Origin of the sequence: Variovorax sp. OK605 (assembly GCF_900115445.1) — a bacterium.
GTDB lineage: Bacteria > Pseudomonadota > Gammaproteobacteria > Burkholderiales > Burkholderiaceae_C > Variovorax.
The window spans coordinates 41917-60715 of the sequence record NZ_FOWL01000011.1; the positions used below are offsets into that span (position 1 = coordinate 41917).

The window sequence follows — 18799 nt, forward strand, 5'->3', positions numbered from 1 at the left end:
GATCCCGTTGTGCCATTCCCTTGTGCCCCTCCATGGGGCCTCTCACCCAAGACCATCATGAAACTCTATTACTCGCCCGGTTCGTGCGGCCTGGCTTCGCAGATCGCGCTTCGCGAAGCCGGCCTCGAGTTCACCCTGATCAAGGTGGACTTCAAGACCAAGACCACCGCGGAAGGCGACTACTTCCAGGTCACGCCCAAAGGCTTCGTGCCGGCCTTGAGACTCGACGATGGAGACCTTCTGACGGAAGGCGCTGTCATCCTGCAGTGGATTGCGGACAAGCACCCCGAAGCCAAGCTGCTGCCGCATTTCGGCTCCAGGGAGCGCTACAAGGCGCTCGAGTGGCTGAACTTCGTGGCGAGCGACCTGCACAAGGGCATGGCAGTGATGTTCTCGCCGCTCGTGAGCCAGGAGTCGAAGACGAAATTTGCCGAGGGCAACCTGATCAGCAAGTTCGCGTACATCGAAGAACATCTGGCGGCCAATGACTACGTTCTGGGCAGCCAGTTCTCCGTGGCGGATGCCTATCTCTACAACGTGCTCTCATGGCCCCCGCGCGTGGGCCTCGACATCTCCGGCTACCCCGGGATCCAGCGTTTCATGGCGCGCATGGCGCAGCGGCCCAGCGTGCGTGCTTCGCTGCAAGCCGAGGAACTTCAGTAGTTCGGGCTGCCGTCTCTCGAAAGAGACGATGGCATCACACGACCCCATCCCGCTGGATGGGGGAACATCGGCCTGCAGGTGTTCCAGGTCGATGGACCGACCGGCCTGTTGAGCGGCCCGGTCACCGGACCGACCATCGGCACCAACCCGACGTCGGTCGTCGTCGCGCCCCAGGGCAAGTTCGCCTGTATCGCGAACAACGGCGACAACAACGTGGCCGCCTACCAGCTTCGTGAGATCACGGGCCTGCCGAGCAGAGCGATCACGCAGCCGACCGGCCAGGGACCACCCATGGTGGTGCTGTCGTGCTGAGACGTTCGCACAGGGCTCCGCTTGGAGCCCTGTTCGCAAGACCGCGCCCGCAGCAGCGATGGAACGGGCAGCGCCGGCGTCGCACTGGCAGGTGGTCAGGAGACGCTTGGTAGTGCCGGCTGCGGATGCGTTGCCTGCGTCACGCAGCGGGAAGGTCGCAGGCACGGCGCTATCCCTACCCGGGCAGCGCCTTGAACAATCGGTACGCAGGTCCAGGTCCTTGGGCAGCGCGGACAGGGGCTTCTTCATCGATGAACCTGTGCGAGGTGGCGGGCAAATGCAAAACGCCTGGTATGCATCCGGCCAGGTCATCGTGATGCTCATCAGCCCCCAATGGGCCGTGGTTCCGAGAGAATTTCATCGGCGCCTCTACCTGCCCAACGACGCTCTTCGTCTTCGTCGCGCGGCTGAATGCGTCGAGGCTCGGCGCCGCCAAAGATGGTTGCCGTGGCGCATTGCCATGCAGGCCGGGCGCAGCCCGGCCACCCTGAGCTGCGGCATGAAGCGAGCGAGGTTGCCGTGGCTGGAGACGCCTGAGTCCTTGGGTCCTTGAGTTTCGGCGTCACTCGCGGTGACTAAACTCGCCGACACCTCAGGCGAAAGCCGAGTGAAATCAATCAGCTGGCTGTTCGAGCCTGTTGCGGCACTTGTGTTCTCGCAGGCCGATCACAATTCTTCGCAGCACCAGCGCTGTATCCGGCCGCGAAACCAGCCGATTCCCCTCCCCGACGATCCATGTTCTCCCTGATCCGCCTGACGATCGAACGCGCCCGCAAGGAGCGCCTGCCCCAGGTCGCCGGCAGCCTGGCGTTCACGACCTTGCTGTCCATCGTGCCGTTGCTGGCCGCGAGCTTCGCGCTTTTCACGCGATTCCCCCTCTTCCATCGGTTGAGGGATGCGCTTCAGGAGCTCTTGCTGAGCAGGCTGCTTCCCATGGACATCGCACGCACGGTGATGAAGTACCTGAACCAGTTCGCCGCGAATGCCAGCGGCCTGACCTGGGTGGGCTCGCTCTTCCTGCTGGGTACAGCCGTTGCGATGCTGCTCACCGTGGAGAACGCGCTGAACCAGATGTGGAAGATCAACCGGAACCGGCCGTTCTTCCGCAGGGTCGGCCTGTACCTGCTGATGCTGGCCGTCGGCCCGCCGGTGCTCGGCCTGAGCCTCTGGGCGACGTCGTATCTGCTCGGCATCTCCATGGGCCTGATCGGCGCGCTGCCACACCCGCTGGCCTTCGTGCTCGATCTCGGTCCGCTCGCGCTCGGCATCGCCGTGCTGACGGCCATGTTCTACCTGGTGCCGAACACCTCGGTCCGGCTTGTCGACGCTTTCGTGGGCGGCGTGATCGCCAGCGTGGCTTTCGAGCTCGGCAAGCGCGGCTTCACGGCCTACCTCGTCAAGGTGCCGACCTACAAGGCGCTGTACGGGACCTTCGCGGCGCTTCCCATGTTCATGCTGTGGGTGTACTTCTCCTGGCTGGTCACGTTGGTGGCGGCCATGGTGACGGCCAACCTGGCAATCGGCCGGCGACAACCGGCGGGCAAGCGCGCACGGGCCTAGCAGCATCTGGACGTGCCGGATGCCGCCGCCAGGCAGCCACCCTCACCGGACGCGATCCTCATGGTCGATGCCCGCCGCCGAAAGCTCCCGCAGGATTTCCTCGGTGTGCTCCCCCAGGCGAGGCGCCGCCCTCCCCGCCACCGGCTGCGCATGCAGCCAGCGTGCCGCGGGCTCCAGGCCGACGTAGGTGTTGCCGTGCGCATCGGCATAGTCCCGCACCGGGCCGCTGCCGCTGTCGCGCAGTTCGCGGATGAGCGCCTCGACGCCGGGAATGCGCGCCACCGGAATGTCGGCGTGTAGCAAGACCTCCAGCCAGTGCGCCGTCGGATGTTGGGCGATGTGCTGCTCCACGAACGCATACACCGCGTCGATGTGCTGCGTGCGGCTGGCCATGGTGCGAAAGCGCGGGTCGTTGTGCCACAACGCATCCTGTCCCACCAAGCGCAGGAAGCTCTCCCAATGCCGGTCGGTGTAGAGCAGCGTGCTCAACCACCCGTCCTGCGTGCGATAGGGCTTGCGGTAGCGCGACAGCAGCCTCGGGTTGCCCGGCTGCCCGAGCGGCGGCTCGAAGCTCGCGCCGGCCATGTGATCGAGCAACACGAAGTTCGCCATGGTCTCGAACATCGGCACTTCGATGAACTGTCCCTCCGCTTGGGCTTCGTTCCGGTTGCGCTGCAGCAGCGCGGCCAGCACGGTCTGCGCAGCGAAGAGGCCCATGGTCTTGTCGGCGATGTTCAGCGGCAGGTACTGCGGCTCGCCCTCGCCTGCGGCGGCCACGAGCGCGGGCAGCCCCACCATCCCCTGGATCAGGTCGTCGTATGCGGGGCGGCCCGCGTACGGGCCGTCCTGTGCGAACCCCGACAGAAAGACGTAGATCAGCTTCGGGTGGTGCCGCTTCAGTTCTTCCCAGCCCAGCCCGAGGCGCGTGAGCGCGCCCTGGCGCATGTTGGTGATGAACACGTCGGCCGTGGCCACCGCGCGCAACAGCGTCTCGGCCGCGCCCGGTGACTTCAGGTCGAGGCAGAGGCTGCGCTTGCCGCGGTTGAGGTTGAGAAACACCGGCCCCATGCCTTCTTCGCGCACCGGTCCCATGCCGCGCATGATGTCGCCTTCGGGCGGTTCGACCTTGATGACGTCGGCGCCGTACTCCGCGAGCATCTGCGTGGCATAGGGCCCCATGATGACGCTCGTGAGATCGAGGATGCGTACGCCCGAAAGAGGCAATGCGGCCGTCACGCCCTTCTCCTTCATTGCGGCTCGATGCGCGCGTCGCGCACGATGGCATGCCACTTGGCGATCTCGCGCTTCACGTAGGCCTCGAAGGCGACCGTGTCCATCGTTCCGGGTGCCGTTCCCTGGCGCGCCAGCATGCCCTTGAACGCGGGCTCGTTCATCGCGCCGACGGCGATGCGGTTGAGCTGCCGCACGATCTCGGGCGGCGTGCCGCGCGGCGCATACAGGCCGATCCAGATCTCGGTCTCGTAGCCGGGCACGCCCTGCTCGGCGATGGTGGGCACCTCGGGCAGCGAGGGGTTGCGCTGCGCGGTCGACACGCCGATGGCGCGCAGCTTCTGGCTCTCGACGTACTTCACCGCCGTGAGCGCATCGACGAAGGCCGCCTGGATCTGGCCGCCCAGCACGTCGTTCACCGCCAGCGCCGTGCCCTTGTACGGCACATGCAGAAACGGCGCGCCGGTGCGGGCTGCCAGCAGTTCCCCGGACAGGTGCGTCGTGCCGCCGCTGCCCGACGAGCCGTAGGACACGCCGCCGCTCTTCCTGGCGAACGCGATCAGTTCCTGCAGATTCTTCGCGGGCACCGAGGGATGCACCACCAGCACGTTCGGCGTGCGCGCCAGCATGGCCACGGGCACGAAGTCCTTCTCGGTGTCGTAGGGCAGTTGCTTGGTGATGGCCGGATTGACGACGTGCGCCGTCGTCGTGATGAGCAGCGTGTGGCCGTCGGGGCGCGACTTGGCGACGCGCTCGGCGCCGATGATGCCGCCCGCGCCGACGCGGTTGTCCACCACGGCCGGCTGCCTGAGTTCGTCCTGCATCCTGCGCGACAACTGGCGGGCCAGCACGTCGGTCATGCCGCCCGCGGCGAACGGCACGACGAGCGTCACGGCGCGCTCGGGGTACGAGGACGCGACGGCTGCGGAAACCCCCGCGGCCAGTGCCAGGCCGAGGGATGCGGCGCGCACGAAGTTAGAGATCGGTGTCATGTGTGCATGTCTCCTTGCCGGTGTCTTCAGGCGCGCTTTCTCGCGCGCAGGAAAGCCTCGATGTAGTCCTTGGGTTCGCTCGTGTCATAGGCCCGCACCAGCGCCTCGACGCCGACGGCAATGGCGTCCTGCGTGGGCATGCGTTCCCAGCTGCGGATCAGCGCCTTCTGGTTGCGCAGGGCCTGCGGTGCGCCCGAAAGCAGTTCGTGCCGCCACGTGCCAACCTCGTCCTCGAGCGATTCGGCGGGCGCGGTTGCGGTGATGAGGCCCCAGTCGCAAGCCTTCTCGGCATCGATCATCCGGCCCGACAGCAGCAGGTCCCGCGTGCGGCCCCAGCCGATCAGCCCCGGCAGCAACGCGCCGTGAATGACCGAAGGCACGCCGAGCTTGACCTCGGGCATGCCGAATCGCGCGTCTTTCGCCGCGATCTTGATATCGCACACGGTCGCGACCTCCATGCCGGCGCCCAGGCAGTAGCCCGAGACCACGGACATGGTCGGGAACGGCAAGGCGCGCAGTTGCTCGCACAGCGCGAAGACGCCCTTGATGTAGGCGTCGATGTCGCGGTGCTTCGCGTCCTTGAGGAACTTGATGTCGGCTCCGCCCACGAAGGCCGTGGGGCGTCCGCGCAGGATCAGCAGGCGGATGTCGTCGCGCCACTGGAGCTCGTGCAGCGTCTCGGTGTAGATGGCGGCGGCCTCGGCGGTCAGCAGGTTGAGGCGGCCGTTGTCGAACTGCACGCTGGCGACGCCTTCGGCATCGACATCGACGTGGCAGCGAGGGCGGGATTCGGTGGAAATTTCCATGGCACGGGCAGATCGGTTGTGAGATTGCGCCCGATGGTAGGCAGCGGTCATTGATGCAACAATGGAATTATTCGAATAAACTAAGTCCCCATTGGAATGAATATCACCATTCGGCAGCTCGAGGTTTTCCTGGCACTGTTCGACACGCGCAGCTTCACCGCGGCGGCCACCCAGCGCCACATGACGCAGTCGGCCGTGAGCAAGGTGGTCGCAGAACTCGAGGCGCAGCTGGGGTTCGCGCTGTTCGACCGCACCACGCGGCGCGTGCAGCCCAATGCGGAGGCCTTCGAGTTCCATCCCTTCGCGGAGGAGATCATCGCGACCATGCGCTCGGCGGCGCGCAGCGTGGCCGAGCTGGCCGACCTGCAGCGCGGGCGGGTCGGCATTGCCGCATCGCCCATGATGGTCTACGGCCTGCTGGCCCCGTTGATTGCCGACTACCGCGCGCGCTACCCCGGCGTGCAGTTCGACCTGCATGAACTCTCGACCGACGAGACCGTCGCGAGCGTCCTGGCGGGCCGGGTCGACTTCGGCCTTGGCGCGGTCGACCACCAGATCGCCGGCGCAGACACCCAGGTCGCATTCGAGGATTCGATGTTCGCCGTGGTTCGCGCCGACCACCCGATCGCCGGAAAGAAGAAAGTCCCGTGGAAGACACTCGCCCGCTGCGAGCACATCAGCCTGCGCAACGTGTACACGGTGCGGCGGACCATCGACGACATCGTGGCCCGCCAGGGCATCGCGCTGCCCAGCGCGATCGAGGTCGGCACACTCACGGCCGCGCTTGGGCTGGTGCGTGCAGGCGCGGGCGTGGTCGTGTTGCCCGGCTACGCGGCCCGCATCGCGCAGGAATGGGGGCTCAAGGCGTGCGCCATTGCCGACATCGGCACCACGGTCCATCGCATCCACGTGATCCGGCGGCAGAAGGCGACGCTGTCCATCGCCGCGCGGCGATTCCTGGACGAGTTGCAGGCATCGGCCATGAACTTCGCCCAACCTAACCGCCAGTCTTAGGCACCCTGCTTCGCCGGCAGGCGGCGCGGGCGTTCAGCGCCCATGTCGATATTGCCGTTTGCTGCTTGACGAAGGACGCCGCAAGAAGGCCCGATTCCGCAACCCAGCGCATGTCCTTCGGTCGCTTTCCACGCCGAAGCAGAATCGCTCGTTCTCGAAGCCGTCGCTCAGGCGGCCACGGATGAGGCAACCCCTGCCCCTTGCCTGGAAGCGCCAGCGCACGACCGAATCGACAGGCCCACCGCGCGTGCTACTTCCGCAGGATCTTCTCGAGCGCCTTTCCCTTGGCAAGCTCGTCCACCAGCTTGTCCATATAGCGGATCTTCCGCATCAGCGGGTCGTCGACTTCCTCGACGCGAACGCCGCACACGACGCCCTTGATCAGGCCGACGTTCTGATGCAGGGCCGGGGCCTGGGCGAAGAAGGTCCGGAAGTCGTTCTCCTGTTCGATCTGCCGCTGCATTCCCGCCAGGTCGTAGCCGGTGAGCCAGCAGATGACCTGGTCGACTTCTTCCTTCGTGCGATTCTTGCGTTCCGCCTTCTTGACGTACAGCGGGTACACCTTGGCGAACGGCATCGCGAAGATCCGGTGCTCCGGCATCGTCATTTCTCCTTCATGCCAGCCGGAATGTTGGCATCCGGCCGGGTGCGGGCTCGACTCTACAAGTTCTGCCGGGACTTCGACAGCGTGCAACAGCGCTCAGCTGCGCTCAATCTGGCGACGCCTTCAGGGCTTCTTGTCCACCGGTGCGATCAGCACCATCGCCCCGTCCTGGCCACGGCGGATGCGCAGCCGGGTCCCCTCCAGCAATCGTTCCAGCGCCGCGTCGGGCGTGGCCTTGCCCCTGACACCCCGCGTCGACAGTTCCATGACGTCCTCCACCTTGTAGATGAGCTGCACGCCCGACTGCGCGATGTAGGCGTCCAGCGCGGGCTTGAGCGCGCCGCTGCCCACGTCAAACTCGCGGGTCAGCGTGAGGCTCCATGACGGGCCCGCCATCAGGACGCCGGAGACCGCAAGGGCCAGGGCGAGGTGTCGGCTGGACTGCGTGGAGAGGGAGGGACTCTGCCTCCGGCTTCGATTCATTTGGATGTGCTTCCCGCGATCTGATTTTTCTTGTGACCTGTGTGAGACGAGCCAGACCACGGATTCCGGTAACGGCCGCGCCGCATTTCGGCGGCGGCCCGCAGGTATTTGCACCGCGCGTTACCGGAAATTGCGCGGCCGTTCGTCTCACTGTCTGTCGCCAATCCCGGCGGCCCGTCGCCACCCCACCCCGCCACTCCCAGGAGCGCTCTTTTGGTTCTCAGTGACTTGGACACCTGGTTCGTCAGGGAAGTGCTTCCCATGGAGGCCGCGCTCACGCGGTTTCTTCGGCGCAACTGGCGTGACGACGCCGAAATTCCCGACCTGCGCCAGGACGTTTACGTGCGTATCTATGAATCGGCCGCCAAGGCCCTCCCCGAGCTGGTCAAGCCTTTTGTCTTCGCCACCGCCCGCAACCTGCTGATCGACCGGGCACGGCGGGCCCAGATCGTGTCCATCGAGATCATTGCCGACCTCGACGCGCTCGATTTCTCGGCCGACGAGCTCACCCCCGAGCGCCATGCCGCCGGCCGCGGTGAGCTGCGGCTGCTTCAATCGGCGCTGGACTCGCTGCCCTCCAAGTGCCGCCGCGTGGTGGAAATGCGCAAGATCGACGGCCTCTCGCAGCGCGAGGTGGCCACGCAACTGGGCATCACCGAAGACACGGTCGAGCGGCAGGTGTCGCGCGGCGTACGGGCCCTGGCCGATGCCATGCTTTCCAGCGGCGTGCAGCTGGACACCAAGGCCTTCGGCCGGGCACAGAACGACAAGAGGCTCTCACCATGACGGAAGCCGAACGCATCGAATCCGCCGCCGCCGACTGGCTGGCACGCCGCGACAGCGGCCACTGGAGCGACACCGACCAGCAACAGCTGGACGGCTGGATCGCCGAGTCGATCGCGCACCGCATCGCCTGGCTGCGCCTGGAGAGCGTGTGGCAGCGCAGCGACCGGCTGGGCGCGCTGCGCGCACCGCCGGTACCGGTGCCAGCACCGGCACCGGCGCCCGAGGCATCGCTCATTCCCCTGCCCGTGCGTGCGCCCGCGGCCGGCCCGTCGCCGCAGGCAACCGGCGCCCGCCGGCTGCCGCGCTTTTCCACGCAACGCATCGCGGCCGGCATGCTGCTGGCGGCCGTCAGCTTCAGCTGGCTGGGCTGGCGCTATACGCAGGACTGGCAGAGCGAGAGCTACGCCACCGCGGTGGGCGCGCGCCAGCAGGTCGCGCTGGCCGACGGCTCCGTGCTCACGCTGAACACCGCCACGCACCTGCGCACCCTGGTGAACGGCAGCGGGCGCAAGGTGTGGCTGGAAGACGGCGAGGCCTACTTCGACATCGCGCACGACAAGAAGCATCCCTTCGTGGTGATCGCCGGCGACCGCCGCATCACCGTGCTGGGCACGCGCTTCGTGGTGCGGCGCCAGGGCGACCAGGTGAACGTGGTGGTGGAGGAAGGCCGCGTGCAGATCGCATCGGCCCAGGACGAAAAAAGCAGCAAGGCCGTTGCGCCCACCCTCCTCACGCGCAACCAGGCCGCGGTGGCCAACGCGGGCAACGTGCTGGTGGTGCCGAAGGCGCCCAAGCAGATCGACGACGAGCTCAGCTGGCGCCAGGGCAAGCTGGTGTTCGACCAGACCACGCTGGGCGACGCGGCCACGCAGTTCAACCGCTACAACACGCACAAGCTGGTGATCGCGGACGCGGCCGTTGCGCGCATCCGCATCGGCGGCAGCTTCGATGCGAACAACATGGGCGGTTTCGTGGCGTTGCTCAAGCAGGGCTTCGGCCTTGCGGTGCAGGACAACGGCAACGAAATAAGAATTTCAAACTAGCTTATTACCGGAATGTGACGGGGCATTCGTCTCAGTGGGTACCCAAACAAATACCACGCTGTAGATCATGAATCGAATCGAGCAAAGCGCTACCCTGCCTTCCGTGCCGTCCGTGAAGAAGAGCAAACGGGTGATCCTTCGGCCGCTGGTCATCGCGGGCACCTGCGCGCTGATGGGCGGGCTGTCCACGCAGGCCCAGGCGCAGGGCCAAGGCCAAGGCCAGATGCAGGCGCAACAGAGCTTCGACATCGCCGGCGGCGACCTGAAGAGCGCGCTGGACGCGTACGTCGCCCAGGGCGGCGTGCAGCTGATCTACAAGGTCGACGACGTGAAGGGCTTCGCAACGCGCGGCGTGAAGGGCGCGCTGGCGCCGCAGGAGGCGCTGGCGCGCATCCTCGAAGGCACGCCGCTGCTCACGCGCCGTGGCGACGACGGCGCCGTGGTGGTGTACACCGCCGCGCCCGTGGCGGCGCGGCCGGCGACCGAAGAGCCGCAGTCGCTCGACAGCGTGACCGTGACGGCCACGCGCCGCCGCGAGCCGGTGCGCGAGGTGCCGATGCAGGTGAACGTGATGAAGGCCGAGACGCTGGAGCGCGCCGGTGCCAAGAACCTGGCCGATTACGTGGCCGAGCAGCCGGGCGTGAACCTCACCAGCAGCGGCAGCGTGGGCGGCACGCTCACCATGCGCGGGCTGACCATGGGTCCGGTGCAGGGCATCGCGACCGTGGGCGTGTACGTGGACGACGTGGCCACCGGCCTGAGCTCGGCCGGCGCGAACGGCGGCAACACGCCGCTGGACATGGGCATGCTCGACCTGAACCACATCGAGGTGCTGCGCGGCCCGCAGGGCACGCTGTACGGCGCGGGCGCCATGAGCGGCGTGCTCAAGTACGTGACCAACCAGCCCGACACCATGGAGTTCGCGGGCTCGGTGAAGTTCGGCACCTCGTGGACCCAGGGCGGCGGCCCGGGCTTCACGACCGCCGCGGTGCTCAACGTGCCCCTCAAGGAAGACGTGGCGGCCGTGCGCTTCGCCGCCTTCACCGACCAGGTGGGCGGAAGCTACGACGCCGTCGGTCCCGCGCGGGGCCGCAACGTCGACCGCGGCCACACCGACGGCGGCCGCGTTTCGCTGCTGCTCACGCCCACGCGCGAACTCACGGTGCGCCTCACGGGCACGGTGCAGGACGTGCATCGCAAGGGCCTGGGCTTCGAAGAGATGGACAAGCGCACGCTGCGCCCCTGGACGCGGGAGCGCACGCGCCAGCTTTCGGCCAACGAGTCGTTCCGCAACCTCACGCAGCTGTTCGGACTGGACGTGGAGTACGACTTTGGCTGGGCCCGCCTGAACTCGATCACTTCCGCGCAGGATGTGAAGATCAACAATACGGTCGACGTCACCGGCCTGTACGGGCCGGCGTTGAGCGCGCTGCGCGTGCCGGTGGCCTCGGTGCCGATCAACAGCACCGTGGAGCAGCACCGCGTCAGCCAGGAGTTCCGCCTGACCTCGCGCTCGGGCACCACCATCGAGTGGCTGGCGGGCCTGTACCTGAACCGCGAACGCGGCAGCAACAACGGCGCCATGGACGCCAACCTGATCGCAGGCCTGGGCAGCCTCGGCCTGCTGACGTCGACGCAGTCGTCGCGCTACCGCGAGGAAGCGGTGTATGGCGACCTCACCTGGAACGTGACGCCTGCGCTCTCGCTCACCGGCGGCCTGCGCCTGGCGCGCAACAACCAGAAGTACGCCAGTCGCCAGACCGGCCAGCTCGTCGGCCCGGTCGCCGCCGATGCGGCCGGCACCTCGTCGGAAAGCCCCACCACCTACCTGGCCGCGGCCAAGTACACGCTGTCGGAGACGAGCACCGCGTACTTCCGCGCGGCCAGCGGCTACCGCCCCGGCGGTCCCAACGTGCTGAAGGCCAGCACCGACCGCAACGTGGTGCAGCCGACGTACAACTCCGACTCGCTGTGGAGCTACGAGCTGGGCTACAAGGCCGACCTGCTGGACCGCACGCTGTCGCTGGAAGCGGCGCTGTACGACATCGAGTGGAGCGGCGTGCAGCAGCCCACGCGCAGCGGCGGCTTCACTTTCGTGACCAACGCAGGTGCGGCGCGCATCAAGGGCAGCGAGCTCACGCTCAACTGGAAGCCCAGCAAGGAGTGGCGCTTCACCGCCAACGCCGCCGCCATCGACGCGCGCCTGACCGAGGACGCCACGGGCCTGGGCGCCAAGGCCGGCACGCGCCTGCCGCACACGCCGCGCTTTGCCACCACGCTGGGCGTGACGCGCAACTTCAGCCTCGCCGATCACCCGGCCTACGTCGGCATCAGCGCGCGCTACACCGGCAAGCGCGATGCGGGCTACCGCGGCAGTGCGGCCCTGCCGAGCATCATGATGCCGGCCTACACGCTGGTCGACCTGCAGGCGGGCATCGACTTCAAGACCTTCAGCGTCTCGGCCTACGTGCGCAACCTGACGAACCGGCGCGGCATCGTGTCGATCGAAACCGGCCTCAACGCGAACCCGAACCTGGTGACCGCGGCGCTCGTGCCGGCGCGCACCATCGGCTTGAACGTCAACGTTCCGTTCTGACATGTCGGGCCTCCCACCGTTCGCGGCACCGATGCCGCTGGATGCGGCCGCCCCCGCGGCCCTGGAAACGACCCGCAGGGCGCCCACCAGCGCCTGGTATGCGCTGGCGGTGCTCATCATCGCGACCGTGCTGGGGTCGATCGACAAGGTCATCCTCACGCTGCTGACGGAGCCGATCCGCCAGACGCTGTCGCTGTCCGACACGCAGCTCGGGCTGCTGCAGGGCGCGGGCATCGTGCTCTTCACCGGCATCGCCACCTTGCCGCTGGGCTGGCTCAGCGACCGCTACGACCGGCGCGTGGTGCTCGCCGCCTGCGTGGTGTTGTGGAGTGCCGCGACGGCCATGCGCGGCACGGCCATGGACTACGGCGTGCTCTTCGTCGCCTCCGTCGGCCTGGGCGTGGGAGAGGCGGGCCTCACGCCCATCACCAACAGCATGATCCCCGACCTGTTCCCGCGGGCGCAGCGGGTGCTGGCCAACGCGGTGTTCGCGCTGTCGGCCATTTTCGGCAGTGCGCTGGGTGCGCTGCTGGGCGGCACCATCGTGCACCTCACCAACGACCTGCGGCCCTGGCTGCCCGTGTCGATGCAGCAGCTCGAAGCCTGGCGCCTGACCTTCTTCGTGCTGGCCTGCGCCGGCATTCCGGTGACGTTCCTGGTACTGTCGATACGGCGCACGCCGCGCGGCGGGGCACAGGAAGCAAAGCCCGGCGCACCGGCCGCTCCGAGCGCCGGCGCGGCGGCCGCCACGACACTGCGCCAGCACCTGCGCCTGCACTGGCGCACCTTCGCGGGCCTGGTGGCCGGTGTGGGCCTGACCAGCGTGGGCCTGAGTTCGCTGGGCACCTGGCTGCCGATCGTCACGGCGCGCACCTACGGCGTCACGCCGGTGCAGATGGGACAGGGCATGGGCCTGGCCTTCCTGTGCGGCACGGTGGCCGGCGGCCTGCTGGGCGTGCTGTCGATGCGCTACGTGCAGCCGCGCATGGGGCCGGCCGCAGCGCTGCGCCTGATCATGCTGGGCAATCTCTCGGCGGCGCTGATGTCGACGCTGCTGCTGTTCACGAGTTCGGCCAACCACAACTTCATGCTGCTGGGGCTGCTGGTGGTGCCGCTCATCGGCAGTGCGGTGCTGCTTCCCAACGTGCTGCAGGACGCGGCGCCGCCGCACCTGCGTGCCCGCACCATCGCCATGCTCACGATGGCCAGCCTGCCTTTCGGCGTGGTGGGTCCGCTGGTGGTCGGCATGTTGTCGGACGCACTCAAGTCGGTGCCCAACGGCCTGGCGGTGTCCATCGTCGCGACCACGCTGGTCGGCGGCAGCCTGGGCGCCATGGTGCTGCGCGCCACAGAGGGCCCGTTCGTGCGCCTGATGCGCGAAGCGAAGCCGAACTGAGCCTGCTTCTTCGAGATTTCGCTCCCCCTTCCATCGTTCGTCATTCCTCCATGTCACAACCACACCCTTCAACCTCTCTTCCTGACACCGCTTGCGCGCTGGCCGCCATCGACGCGCTGGTGGCGCCCCTCAACCGCAGCGACGCGCCCGGCCTGGTGCTGGGCATCGCGCGGCACGGCCGCCTGCTGTACCGCCGCGCCGTCGGCATGGCCAGCCTGGAGATGGGCGTGGCCCTCGCGCCGACCACGCGCATGCGCATCGCCTCCACCAGCAAGCACTTCACGGCGATGGCCGTGCTGCTGCTGGCCGAAGACGGCCTGCTCGATGTGGAAGACGCGGTGCAGAAATACCTGCCCGAGCTGCCGCGGCTGAGCGCCAACGGCCCCACGCTGCGCCACCTGCTCACGCACACCAGCGGCTGGCGCGGCCACGACGAGCTGTGGGCCATCGCGCACGGCCTCACGTTCACGTTGCCCGGCCCGGGCCTGCCGGCCATGGCGCGCCAGAGCGCGCTGAACTTCGAGCCCGGCACGCACATGGTCTACAGCAACGGCGGCTACTTCCTGCTGGCGAAGATCGTCGAGCGCGTGAGCGGCCAGAGCTTCAACGACTTCCTGAAGGCGCGCCTCTTCGGCCCGCTGGGCATGGACGACACCTCGTCGGTGCAGACCGACCTCGACATCGTTCCCGGCATGGCCGGCCTGTACATGCCCGCGCCCGGCGGCGGCTGGCGGCGCGGCCTGTACCCGTGCGAACTGGACGGCGGCGGCTCGCTGGTGTCGACGGCGGACGACATGCTGCGCTGGCTCGCGCACATGCACGGCAGCGAAAAGATCGTGGGCAGCGCGAAGAGCTGGGCCCTGCTGTCGGCGCCCACCACGCTGTCGTCGGGCTCCACGGTGAACTACGGCTTCGGGCTGGCGCGCCACCCGTACCGCGGCGTAGAGATCGTCCACCACGCGGGCGCCGTGCTCGGCGCGCAGTCGCAGATGATCAGCGTGCCCAGCCACGGGCTGGACATCATCGCCATGGTGAACGGGGCGCCCGTGTCGCCGGGGGCGCTGGCCCTCAAGGTGATCGAGCTGCTGCTGGGCGACGCGCTCGCGCCGCCCGAAGCGCGCCCGCTGGCCAGCGCCTTCCCCGCGCTGCCCGGCCAGCGCTACCACGCACCCGCCACGGGCTGCCTGCTGGGCTTTGCGGACGTGGCCGGCAAGCTGGCGATGTCGTGGCAGGCCGGCGAGGCGAAGCCCATGAACCAGGGCGACGGCAAGCTGTGGCTGGGCCTGCAGGACCTGCCGACGAACGACCTCGTGCTGGCCACCGCCGACATCGATCCGCAACGCGCACCCGACGCACTCGTGCTGCACGAAGGCGGCCAGCCGCACAGCTTCGAGCGCCTGCCCGAGACCGCGCCCGACGCCGCGTCGCTCGCCGAACAGCTGTGCGGCGACTACACCAGCCCCGACCTCGATGCCACCGCGCGAATGGCGCTGGTGGACGGCAAGCTGTTGCTCACGGTGCAGGGCCGCCACGGCCAGCACGCGTGCGTGCTGACGCCGCTGTCGGCCGACGTGATGACGCTCGCCTCGGTCGACCCGGTGCTGTCCCAGCTGGGCCAATCGGTTCTCAACGTGGAGCGCAAGAACGGGCGGGTCGTGGGACTGCAGTTCGCCACCGCGCGCTCGCGAAACATCCACCTTGCCCGCCAGGAGCCCCGCGCATGAAATTCTTCACCACCCTGTTCGCCACCGAGACCAACACTTTCGTCTCGGCCCCCACCGGCCTGGGCAGCTACGAGGAATACGGCATCTTCCGCGGCGATGCGAGCACGCGCGACGCGGCCGGCTACGGCCTGTACGCGGTGGAAGTGCGCAGGCAGCTGGCCGCAGAAGGCCATGAAACGGTCGAGAGCCTGCTGGCCTTCGCGCAGCCGCTGGGGCGCACCGTGCGCAGCGTGTACGAACGCCTGCGCGACGAGATCCTGGACGACCTGCGCAAGGCCGGCCCGGTCGACGGCGTGATCCTCGTGCTGCACGGCGCGATGGTGGCCGATGGCTACGACGACTGCGAAGGCGACGTGATCTCGCGCGTGCGTGACATCGTCGGGCCGAAGGTGCCCATCGGCGTGTCGCTCGACCTGCACTGCCACTTCACGCAGAAGATGCTGGACGCGGCGGACGCGATCATTTGCTACAAGGAATATCCGCACACCGACGCGTTCGAGCGCCTGAGCGAGCTGATCCGCATCGTGGTCGACACCGCGCAGGGCCGCGTGCGGCCCGTGACGGCCGTGCACGACTGCCGCATGGTCGGCAAGTGGCACACCACGCGCGAACCGATGGCCGGCTTCGTGCGCCGCATGCAAGCCGCCGAGAAGCAGCCGGGCGTGCTCTCGGTGTCGCTGGGCCATGGCTTCCCGTGGGCCGACGTGCCCGAGTCGGGCGCCAAGCTCTGGGTGGTGACCGACGACGACCCCGTGCTCGCCGCGAAGCTCGCCGAAGAACTGGGCCGCGGCTTCTGGGACCTGCGCCACGAGACCGGCGTGCCCTCGCTCTCGATCGAGGAGACGCTTGCCAGGGCCATGGCCACGCCGGACGGCCCCGTGGTCATTGCCGACACCGCCGACAACCCCGGCGGCGGCGCCACCAGCGACAGCACCTTCATGCTGCGCGCGGTGGTCGAGCGCGGCATCGGCGACGTGGCTTTCGGCGGCGTGTGGGACCTGGGCGCGGTGCAGCTGTGCCGCGACGCGGGCGAGGGCGCGAGCTTCGAGCTGCGCCTGGGCGGCAAGTGCGGCCCGGCCTCGGGCGACCCGATCGACCTGCATGTGACCGTCAAGCGCGTGGTCGAGGCGCATTCGCAGGGCGGCCTCTCGGGCGTGCGCACGCCCATGGGCCCGTGCGTGTGGGTGCAGGCGGCCGACGGCGTGGACATCGTGCTCATCAGCAAGCGCAACCAGGTCATCGGCGCCGACCTCTTCACGGGCCTGGGCATCGACCTCGCGGCCAAGAAGCTGGTCATCGTGAAGTCGGCGCAGCACTTCCATGCGGAGTTCGGCCCCCTTGCCAAGTCGGTGCTGTACGTGTCGACGCCGGCCTCGCTGAGCACCGACTTCGCCAACCTGCCCTACCGCGTGCGCGACCTCGACTACTGGCCGCGGGTGAAAGAACCGAAGCGCCCGGCACCGGCGGCCAAGCCGTGGCAGCTGGCCGCCCCCGGCGAGCTGTACATCGTCGACGGCCGCGCCATGCACCTGCAGCGCAGCGGCCCGGCGCCGGCCGGCCCGCTGCAGCCCACGCTGGTGATCGAGGCCGGCGGCGGTTGTGCCTCGTCGACCTACGGGCGCCTGCAGCAGGTGCTGTCGGCGAAGTACCCCGTGGTGAGCTACGACCGCGCCGGCATGGGCTGGAGCGAGCCCGACCCCGAGCCCTTCGACGGGCGCCGCAACTCGCGGCACCTGCACGCGCTGCTGACCGCGGCCGGCGTGACGGGCCCGGTCGTGCTGGTCGGCCATTCGCTGGGCGGGCTGCTGAACCGGATCTACACGGGCATGTATCCCGAGCAGGTGGTGGGCGTGGTCATGCTCGACGCGAGCCACCCCGACCAGAGCGAATCGTTCAGGCAGCCGCTGCCGCAAGCGCACCTGGACGCCGAGCGTGCGAAGCGCGCGGGCTTCCAGGCCGGCGGAGAGCCGCCGCCGGAGATGGCGCCGATCGAGGCCATGTTCGCCGACCTGCCCGGCGTCGCGCGGCAGCTGAAAGCCACCTACACGCCGGAGACCCTCGACACGATGGTGTCGGAGCACACGGGGCTGCCGCAGGTCGCGCTGCAGGCCGCGGCGTCGCCCGACCTGGGCGCGCGCCCGGTCGCGGTGCTGTGGGCGGCGCTGGACAAGTTGCCGCCGGGCGGCGAAGGCGCCACGGAAGTCCAGCGGCGCTGGCCCGAATACCAGCTGGACCATGCGGCGCTGTCGACCCGGGGCCGCGTGCAGCTGGTGGAGGGCTCCGCGCACATGACGCTGGTGCTGCTGCCGCTCTTCGTGCAGCAGATCGCGCAGGCGGTCGACCTGATGATGGCGGAGCTGGGATGGTCGCGTTGACGCAGCCTTCGCACACCGCGCTGTCCGAACTCGTCACGCCGGCGCTGCTGCTCGACAGCGCCGTGCTGGAGCGCAACTGCGACGCGATGGCGCAGCGCGCCGCGCGCCACGGCGTGGCGCTGCGCCCGCACCTGAAGACCTCCAAGTCGGCCGACGTGGCGCGCCTGGCCACGCGCGGGCACAGCGGCGCGATCACCGTGTCGACCGTGGCCGAGGCCGACTACTTCGCGCGCCACGGCTTCGACGACCTGACCTACGCGGTAGGCATCAGCGCGGGCAAGATCGAAGCGCTGCACCGCATCCAGCGCGTGCACGGCGCACGCCTCACGCTGCTGGCGGACCGCGTCGAAGCGGTGCGGGCCGCGGCCGCGCGGGCGCGCGCGCTGGGGGCGCGCTTCAGGCTGCTGGTCGAGATCGACACCGGCGGCGGCCGCGGCGGGGTCGCGCCCGGCGACGACGCGCTGCTGGCCATTGCCGGCGAGGCGCAGCGCAGCGGCTCTCTCACGCTGGCCGGCGTGCTCACGCATGCCGGCCACAGCTACCACGCCAACGGACTGGCCGCGATCCGCGACATTGCCGAGGCCGAGCGCGCGGGCGCGGTGCAGGCGGCCGAGCGGTTGCGCGCGGCCGGCTTCGCGGTGGAGGTCGTGAGCGTGGGCGCCACGCCCACGGCGGTGTGCGCGCAGCGGCTGGACGGCGTCACCGAGATGCGCCCCGGCGTCTACACCTTCTTCGACCTCGACCAGGCCGCGCGCGGCATCTGCGGCATCGAGGACATCGCGCTGTCGGTGCTGGCCACCGTGATCGGCCACAACCCGCGTTCGCGCCGGGTGCTGATCGATGCGGGCGGGCTCGCGCTGTCGAAGGACGAGTCCGCCGCGGAGTTCCGCGACGGGCTGGGCTTCGGGCTGGTCTGCCACGCGGGCAACACGCGGCCCCTGCCCGGGCTGTGCGTGGCCGAGCTGCACCAGGAGCACGGCCTGATCGCCTGCGAGGACGAAGGCGCGGGGGGCACGGCGACAGGTGCGAACGAAGCGCTGCAGGCCATGTTCGACGCCCTGCCCATCGGCAGCCGCGTGCGCATCCTGCCGCACCACGCCTGCATGACGGCGGCCCCCTACGACCGCTACCACGTCGTGCGCGGCACGGGCACGCAGGTGCATGCCGTGTGGGGCAAGGCCAGCGGCTGGCACGCGGCGGAACACGGCGCCTGAG

Annotated in this window: 16 protein-coding genes; 11 read left to right on the top strand and 5 right to left on the bottom strand. The window is 68.8% G+C overall.

What is annotated here, in order from left to right:
* The first annotated feature begins 57 nt into the window (after positions 1-57).
* The 3 genes from gstA to BM013_RS26495 all read left to right on the top strand — a co-directional run bounded on the left by gstA (position 58) and on the right by BM013_RS26495 (position 2535).
* Positions 58-663 carry a glutathione transferase GstA gene (gene gstA / locus BM013_RS26485; protein ID WP_093130653.1) on the top strand — a complete coding sequence of 202 codons (606 nt, stop codon included), beginning with the start codon at positions 58-60 and terminating at the stop codon, positions 661-663.
* Positions 664-741: 78 nt separating this feature from the next.
* Positions 742-975, top strand: a complete 234-nt coding sequence (locus BM013_RS26490; RefSeq protein WP_177225571.1) for a hypothetical protein — start codon at positions 742-744, stop codon at positions 973-975.
* A gap of 735 nt (positions 976-1710) precedes the next feature.
* Positions 1711-2535, top strand: a complete 825-nt coding sequence (locus tag BM013_RS26495; RefSeq protein ID WP_093130655.1) for a YihY family inner membrane protein — start codon at positions 1711-1713, stop codon at positions 2533-2535.
* A 42-nt stretch (positions 2536-2577) separates the two neighbouring features.
* Here BM013_RS26495 and BM013_RS26500 read toward each other — a convergent pair whose 3' ends face one another.
* Genes BM013_RS26500 through BM013_RS26510 form a run of 3 tightly spaced genes read right to left on the bottom strand, consistent with a single transcriptional unit; the run spans position 2578 to position 5563 of the window.
* Complete coding sequence (locus BM013_RS26500; RefSeq protein ID WP_093130656.1) at positions 2578-3786, bottom strand: CaiB/BaiF CoA transferase family protein; 1209 nt, start codon at positions 3784-3786, stop codon at positions 2578-2580.
* Entirely contained in the window at positions 3783-4757 is a 975-nt protein-coding gene (locus tag BM013_RS26505; protein ID WP_093130657.1) for a tripartite tricarboxylate transporter substrate binding protein, read from the bottom strand. The genes BM013_RS26500 and BM013_RS26505 overlap by 4 nt, the downstream gene beginning before the upstream one ends.
* Positions 4758-4783: 26 nt before the next feature.
* Complete coding sequence (locus BM013_RS26510) at positions 4784-5563, bottom strand: enoyl-CoA hydratase-related protein (protein ID WP_177225572.1); 780 nt, start codon at positions 5561-5563, stop codon at positions 4784-4786.
* A 96-nt stretch (positions 5564-5659) separates the two neighbouring features.
* On the opposite strand from BM013_RS26510, the gene BM013_RS26515 reads away from it, so the two are divergent.
* Positions 5660-6577, top strand: coding sequence for a LysR family transcriptional regulator (locus tag BM013_RS26515; RefSeq protein WP_093130659.1), 918 nt, complete (start codon positions 5660-5662; stop codon positions 6575-6577).
* 250 nt (positions 6578-6827) lie between these two features.
* Here the strand turns inward: BM013_RS26515 and BM013_RS26520 are convergent, their stop codons facing one another.
* A complete protein-coding gene (locus tag BM013_RS26520) occupies positions 6828-7184 on the bottom strand; it encodes a DUF2200 domain-containing protein (protein WP_256221700.1) in 357 nt (118 codons plus the stop codon).
* A 120-nt stretch (positions 7185-7304) separates the two neighbouring features.
* On the bottom strand, positions 7305-7577 hold the full coding sequence (locus BM013_RS26525) for an STN domain-containing protein (protein WP_143072494.1): 273 nt from the start codon (positions 7575-7577) through the stop codon (positions 7305-7307).
* 348 nt (positions 7578-7925) lie between these two features.
* Here BM013_RS26525 and BM013_RS26530 point away from each other — a divergent pair, with 348 nt between their 5' ends.
* From BM013_RS26530 to BM013_RS26560, 7 genes are all read left to right on the top strand, one after another.
* On the top strand, positions 7926-8450 hold the full coding sequence (locus BM013_RS26530) for an RNA polymerase sigma factor (RefSeq protein ID WP_093131025.1): 525 nt from the start codon (positions 7926-7928) through the stop codon (positions 8448-8450).
* Positions 8447-9493, top strand: coding sequence for a FecR family protein (locus BM013_RS26535; RefSeq protein ID WP_093130661.1), 1047 nt, complete (start codon positions 8447-8449; stop codon positions 9491-9493). The genes BM013_RS26530 and BM013_RS26535 overlap by 4 nt, the downstream gene beginning before the upstream one ends.
* Positions 9494-9605: 112 nt before the next feature.
* On the top strand, positions 9606-12089 hold the full coding sequence (locus BM013_RS26540) for a TonB-dependent receptor (protein ID WP_143098347.1): 2484 nt from the start codon (positions 9606-9608) through the stop codon (positions 12087-12089).
* A 1-nt stretch (position 12090) separates the two neighbouring features.
* Positions 12091-13485 (top strand): MFS transporter, encoded by a 1395-nt coding sequence (locus BM013_RS26545; RefSeq protein WP_093130663.1) that lies wholly within the window; start codon positions 12091-12093, stop codon positions 13483-13485.
* 50 nt (positions 13486-13535) lie between these two features.
* On the top strand, positions 13536-15209 hold the full coding sequence (locus BM013_RS26550) for a serine hydrolase domain-containing protein (RefSeq protein ID WP_093130664.1): 1674 nt from the start codon (positions 13536-13538) through the stop codon (positions 15207-15209).
* A complete protein-coding gene (locus BM013_RS26555) occupies positions 15206-17584 on the top strand; it encodes an alpha/beta fold hydrolase (protein ID WP_093130665.1) in 2379 nt (792 codons plus the stop codon). Before BM013_RS26550 ends, BM013_RS26555 begins: the two co-directional genes overlap by 4 nt.
* Entirely contained in the window at positions 17572-18798 is a 1227-nt protein-coding gene (locus BM013_RS26560; RefSeq protein WP_093130666.1) for an alanine racemase, read from the top strand. The genes BM013_RS26555 and BM013_RS26560 overlap by 13 nt, the downstream gene beginning before the upstream one ends.
* The last annotated feature ends 1 nt before the right edge of the window (position 18799 follow it).

Excerpts from the sequence above, each read along its gene's own strand:
- BM013_RS26510 (WP_177225572.1), bottom strand. The coding sequence starts at position 5,563 with ATGGAAATTTCCACCGAATCCCGCCCTCGCTGCCACGTCGATGTCGAT.
- BM013_RS26505 (WP_093130657.1), bottom strand. The coding sequence starts at position 4,757 with ATGACACCGATCTCTAACTTCGTGCGCGCCGCATCCCTCGGCCTGGCA.
- BM013_RS26555 (WP_093130665.1), top strand. The coding sequence starts at position 15,206 with ATGAAATTCTTCACCACCCTGTTCGCCACCGAGACCAACACTTTCGTC.
- BM013_RS26560 (WP_093130666.1), top strand. The coding sequence starts at position 17,572 with ATGGTCGCGTTGACGCAGCCTTCGCACACCGCGCTGTCCGAACTCGTC.
- BM013_RS26525 (WP_143072494.1), bottom strand. The coding sequence starts at position 7,577 with ATGGCGGGCCCGTCATGGAGCCTCACGCTGACCCGCGAGTTTGACGTG.
- BM013_RS26550 (WP_093130664.1), top strand. The coding sequence starts at position 13,536 with ATGTCACAACCACACCCTTCAACCTCTCTTCCTGACACCGCTTGCGCG.
- BM013_RS26530 (WP_093131025.1), top strand. The coding sequence starts at position 7,926 with ATGGAGGCCGCGCTCACGCGGTTTCTTCGGCGCAACTGGCGTGACGAC.
- BM013_RS26545 (WP_093130663.1), top strand. The coding sequence starts at position 12,091 with ATGTCGGGCCTCCCACCGTTCGCGGCACCGATGCCGCTGGATGCGGCC.
- BM013_RS26520 (WP_256221700.1), bottom strand. The coding sequence starts at position 7,184 with ATGACGATGCCGGAGCACCGGATCTTCGCGATGCCGTTCGCCAAGGTG.
- BM013_RS26495 (WP_093130655.1), top strand. The coding sequence starts at position 1,711 with ATGTTCTCCCTGATCCGCCTGACGATCGAACGCGCCCGCAAGGAGCGC.
- BM013_RS26500 (WP_093130656.1), bottom strand. The coding sequence starts at position 3,786 with ATGAAGGAGAAGGGCGTGACGGCCGCATTGCCTCTTTCGGGCGTACGC.
- BM013_RS26515 (WP_093130659.1), top strand. The coding sequence starts at position 5,660 with ATGAATATCACCATTCGGCAGCTCGAGGTTTTCCTGGCACTGTTCGAC.
- BM013_RS26535 (WP_093130661.1), top strand. The coding sequence starts at position 8,447 with ATGACGGAAGCCGAACGCATCGAATCCGCCGCCGCCGACTGGCTGGCA.
- gstA (WP_093130653.1), top strand. The coding sequence starts at position 58 with ATGAAACTCTATTACTCGCCCGGTTCGTGCGGCCTGGCTTCGCAGATC.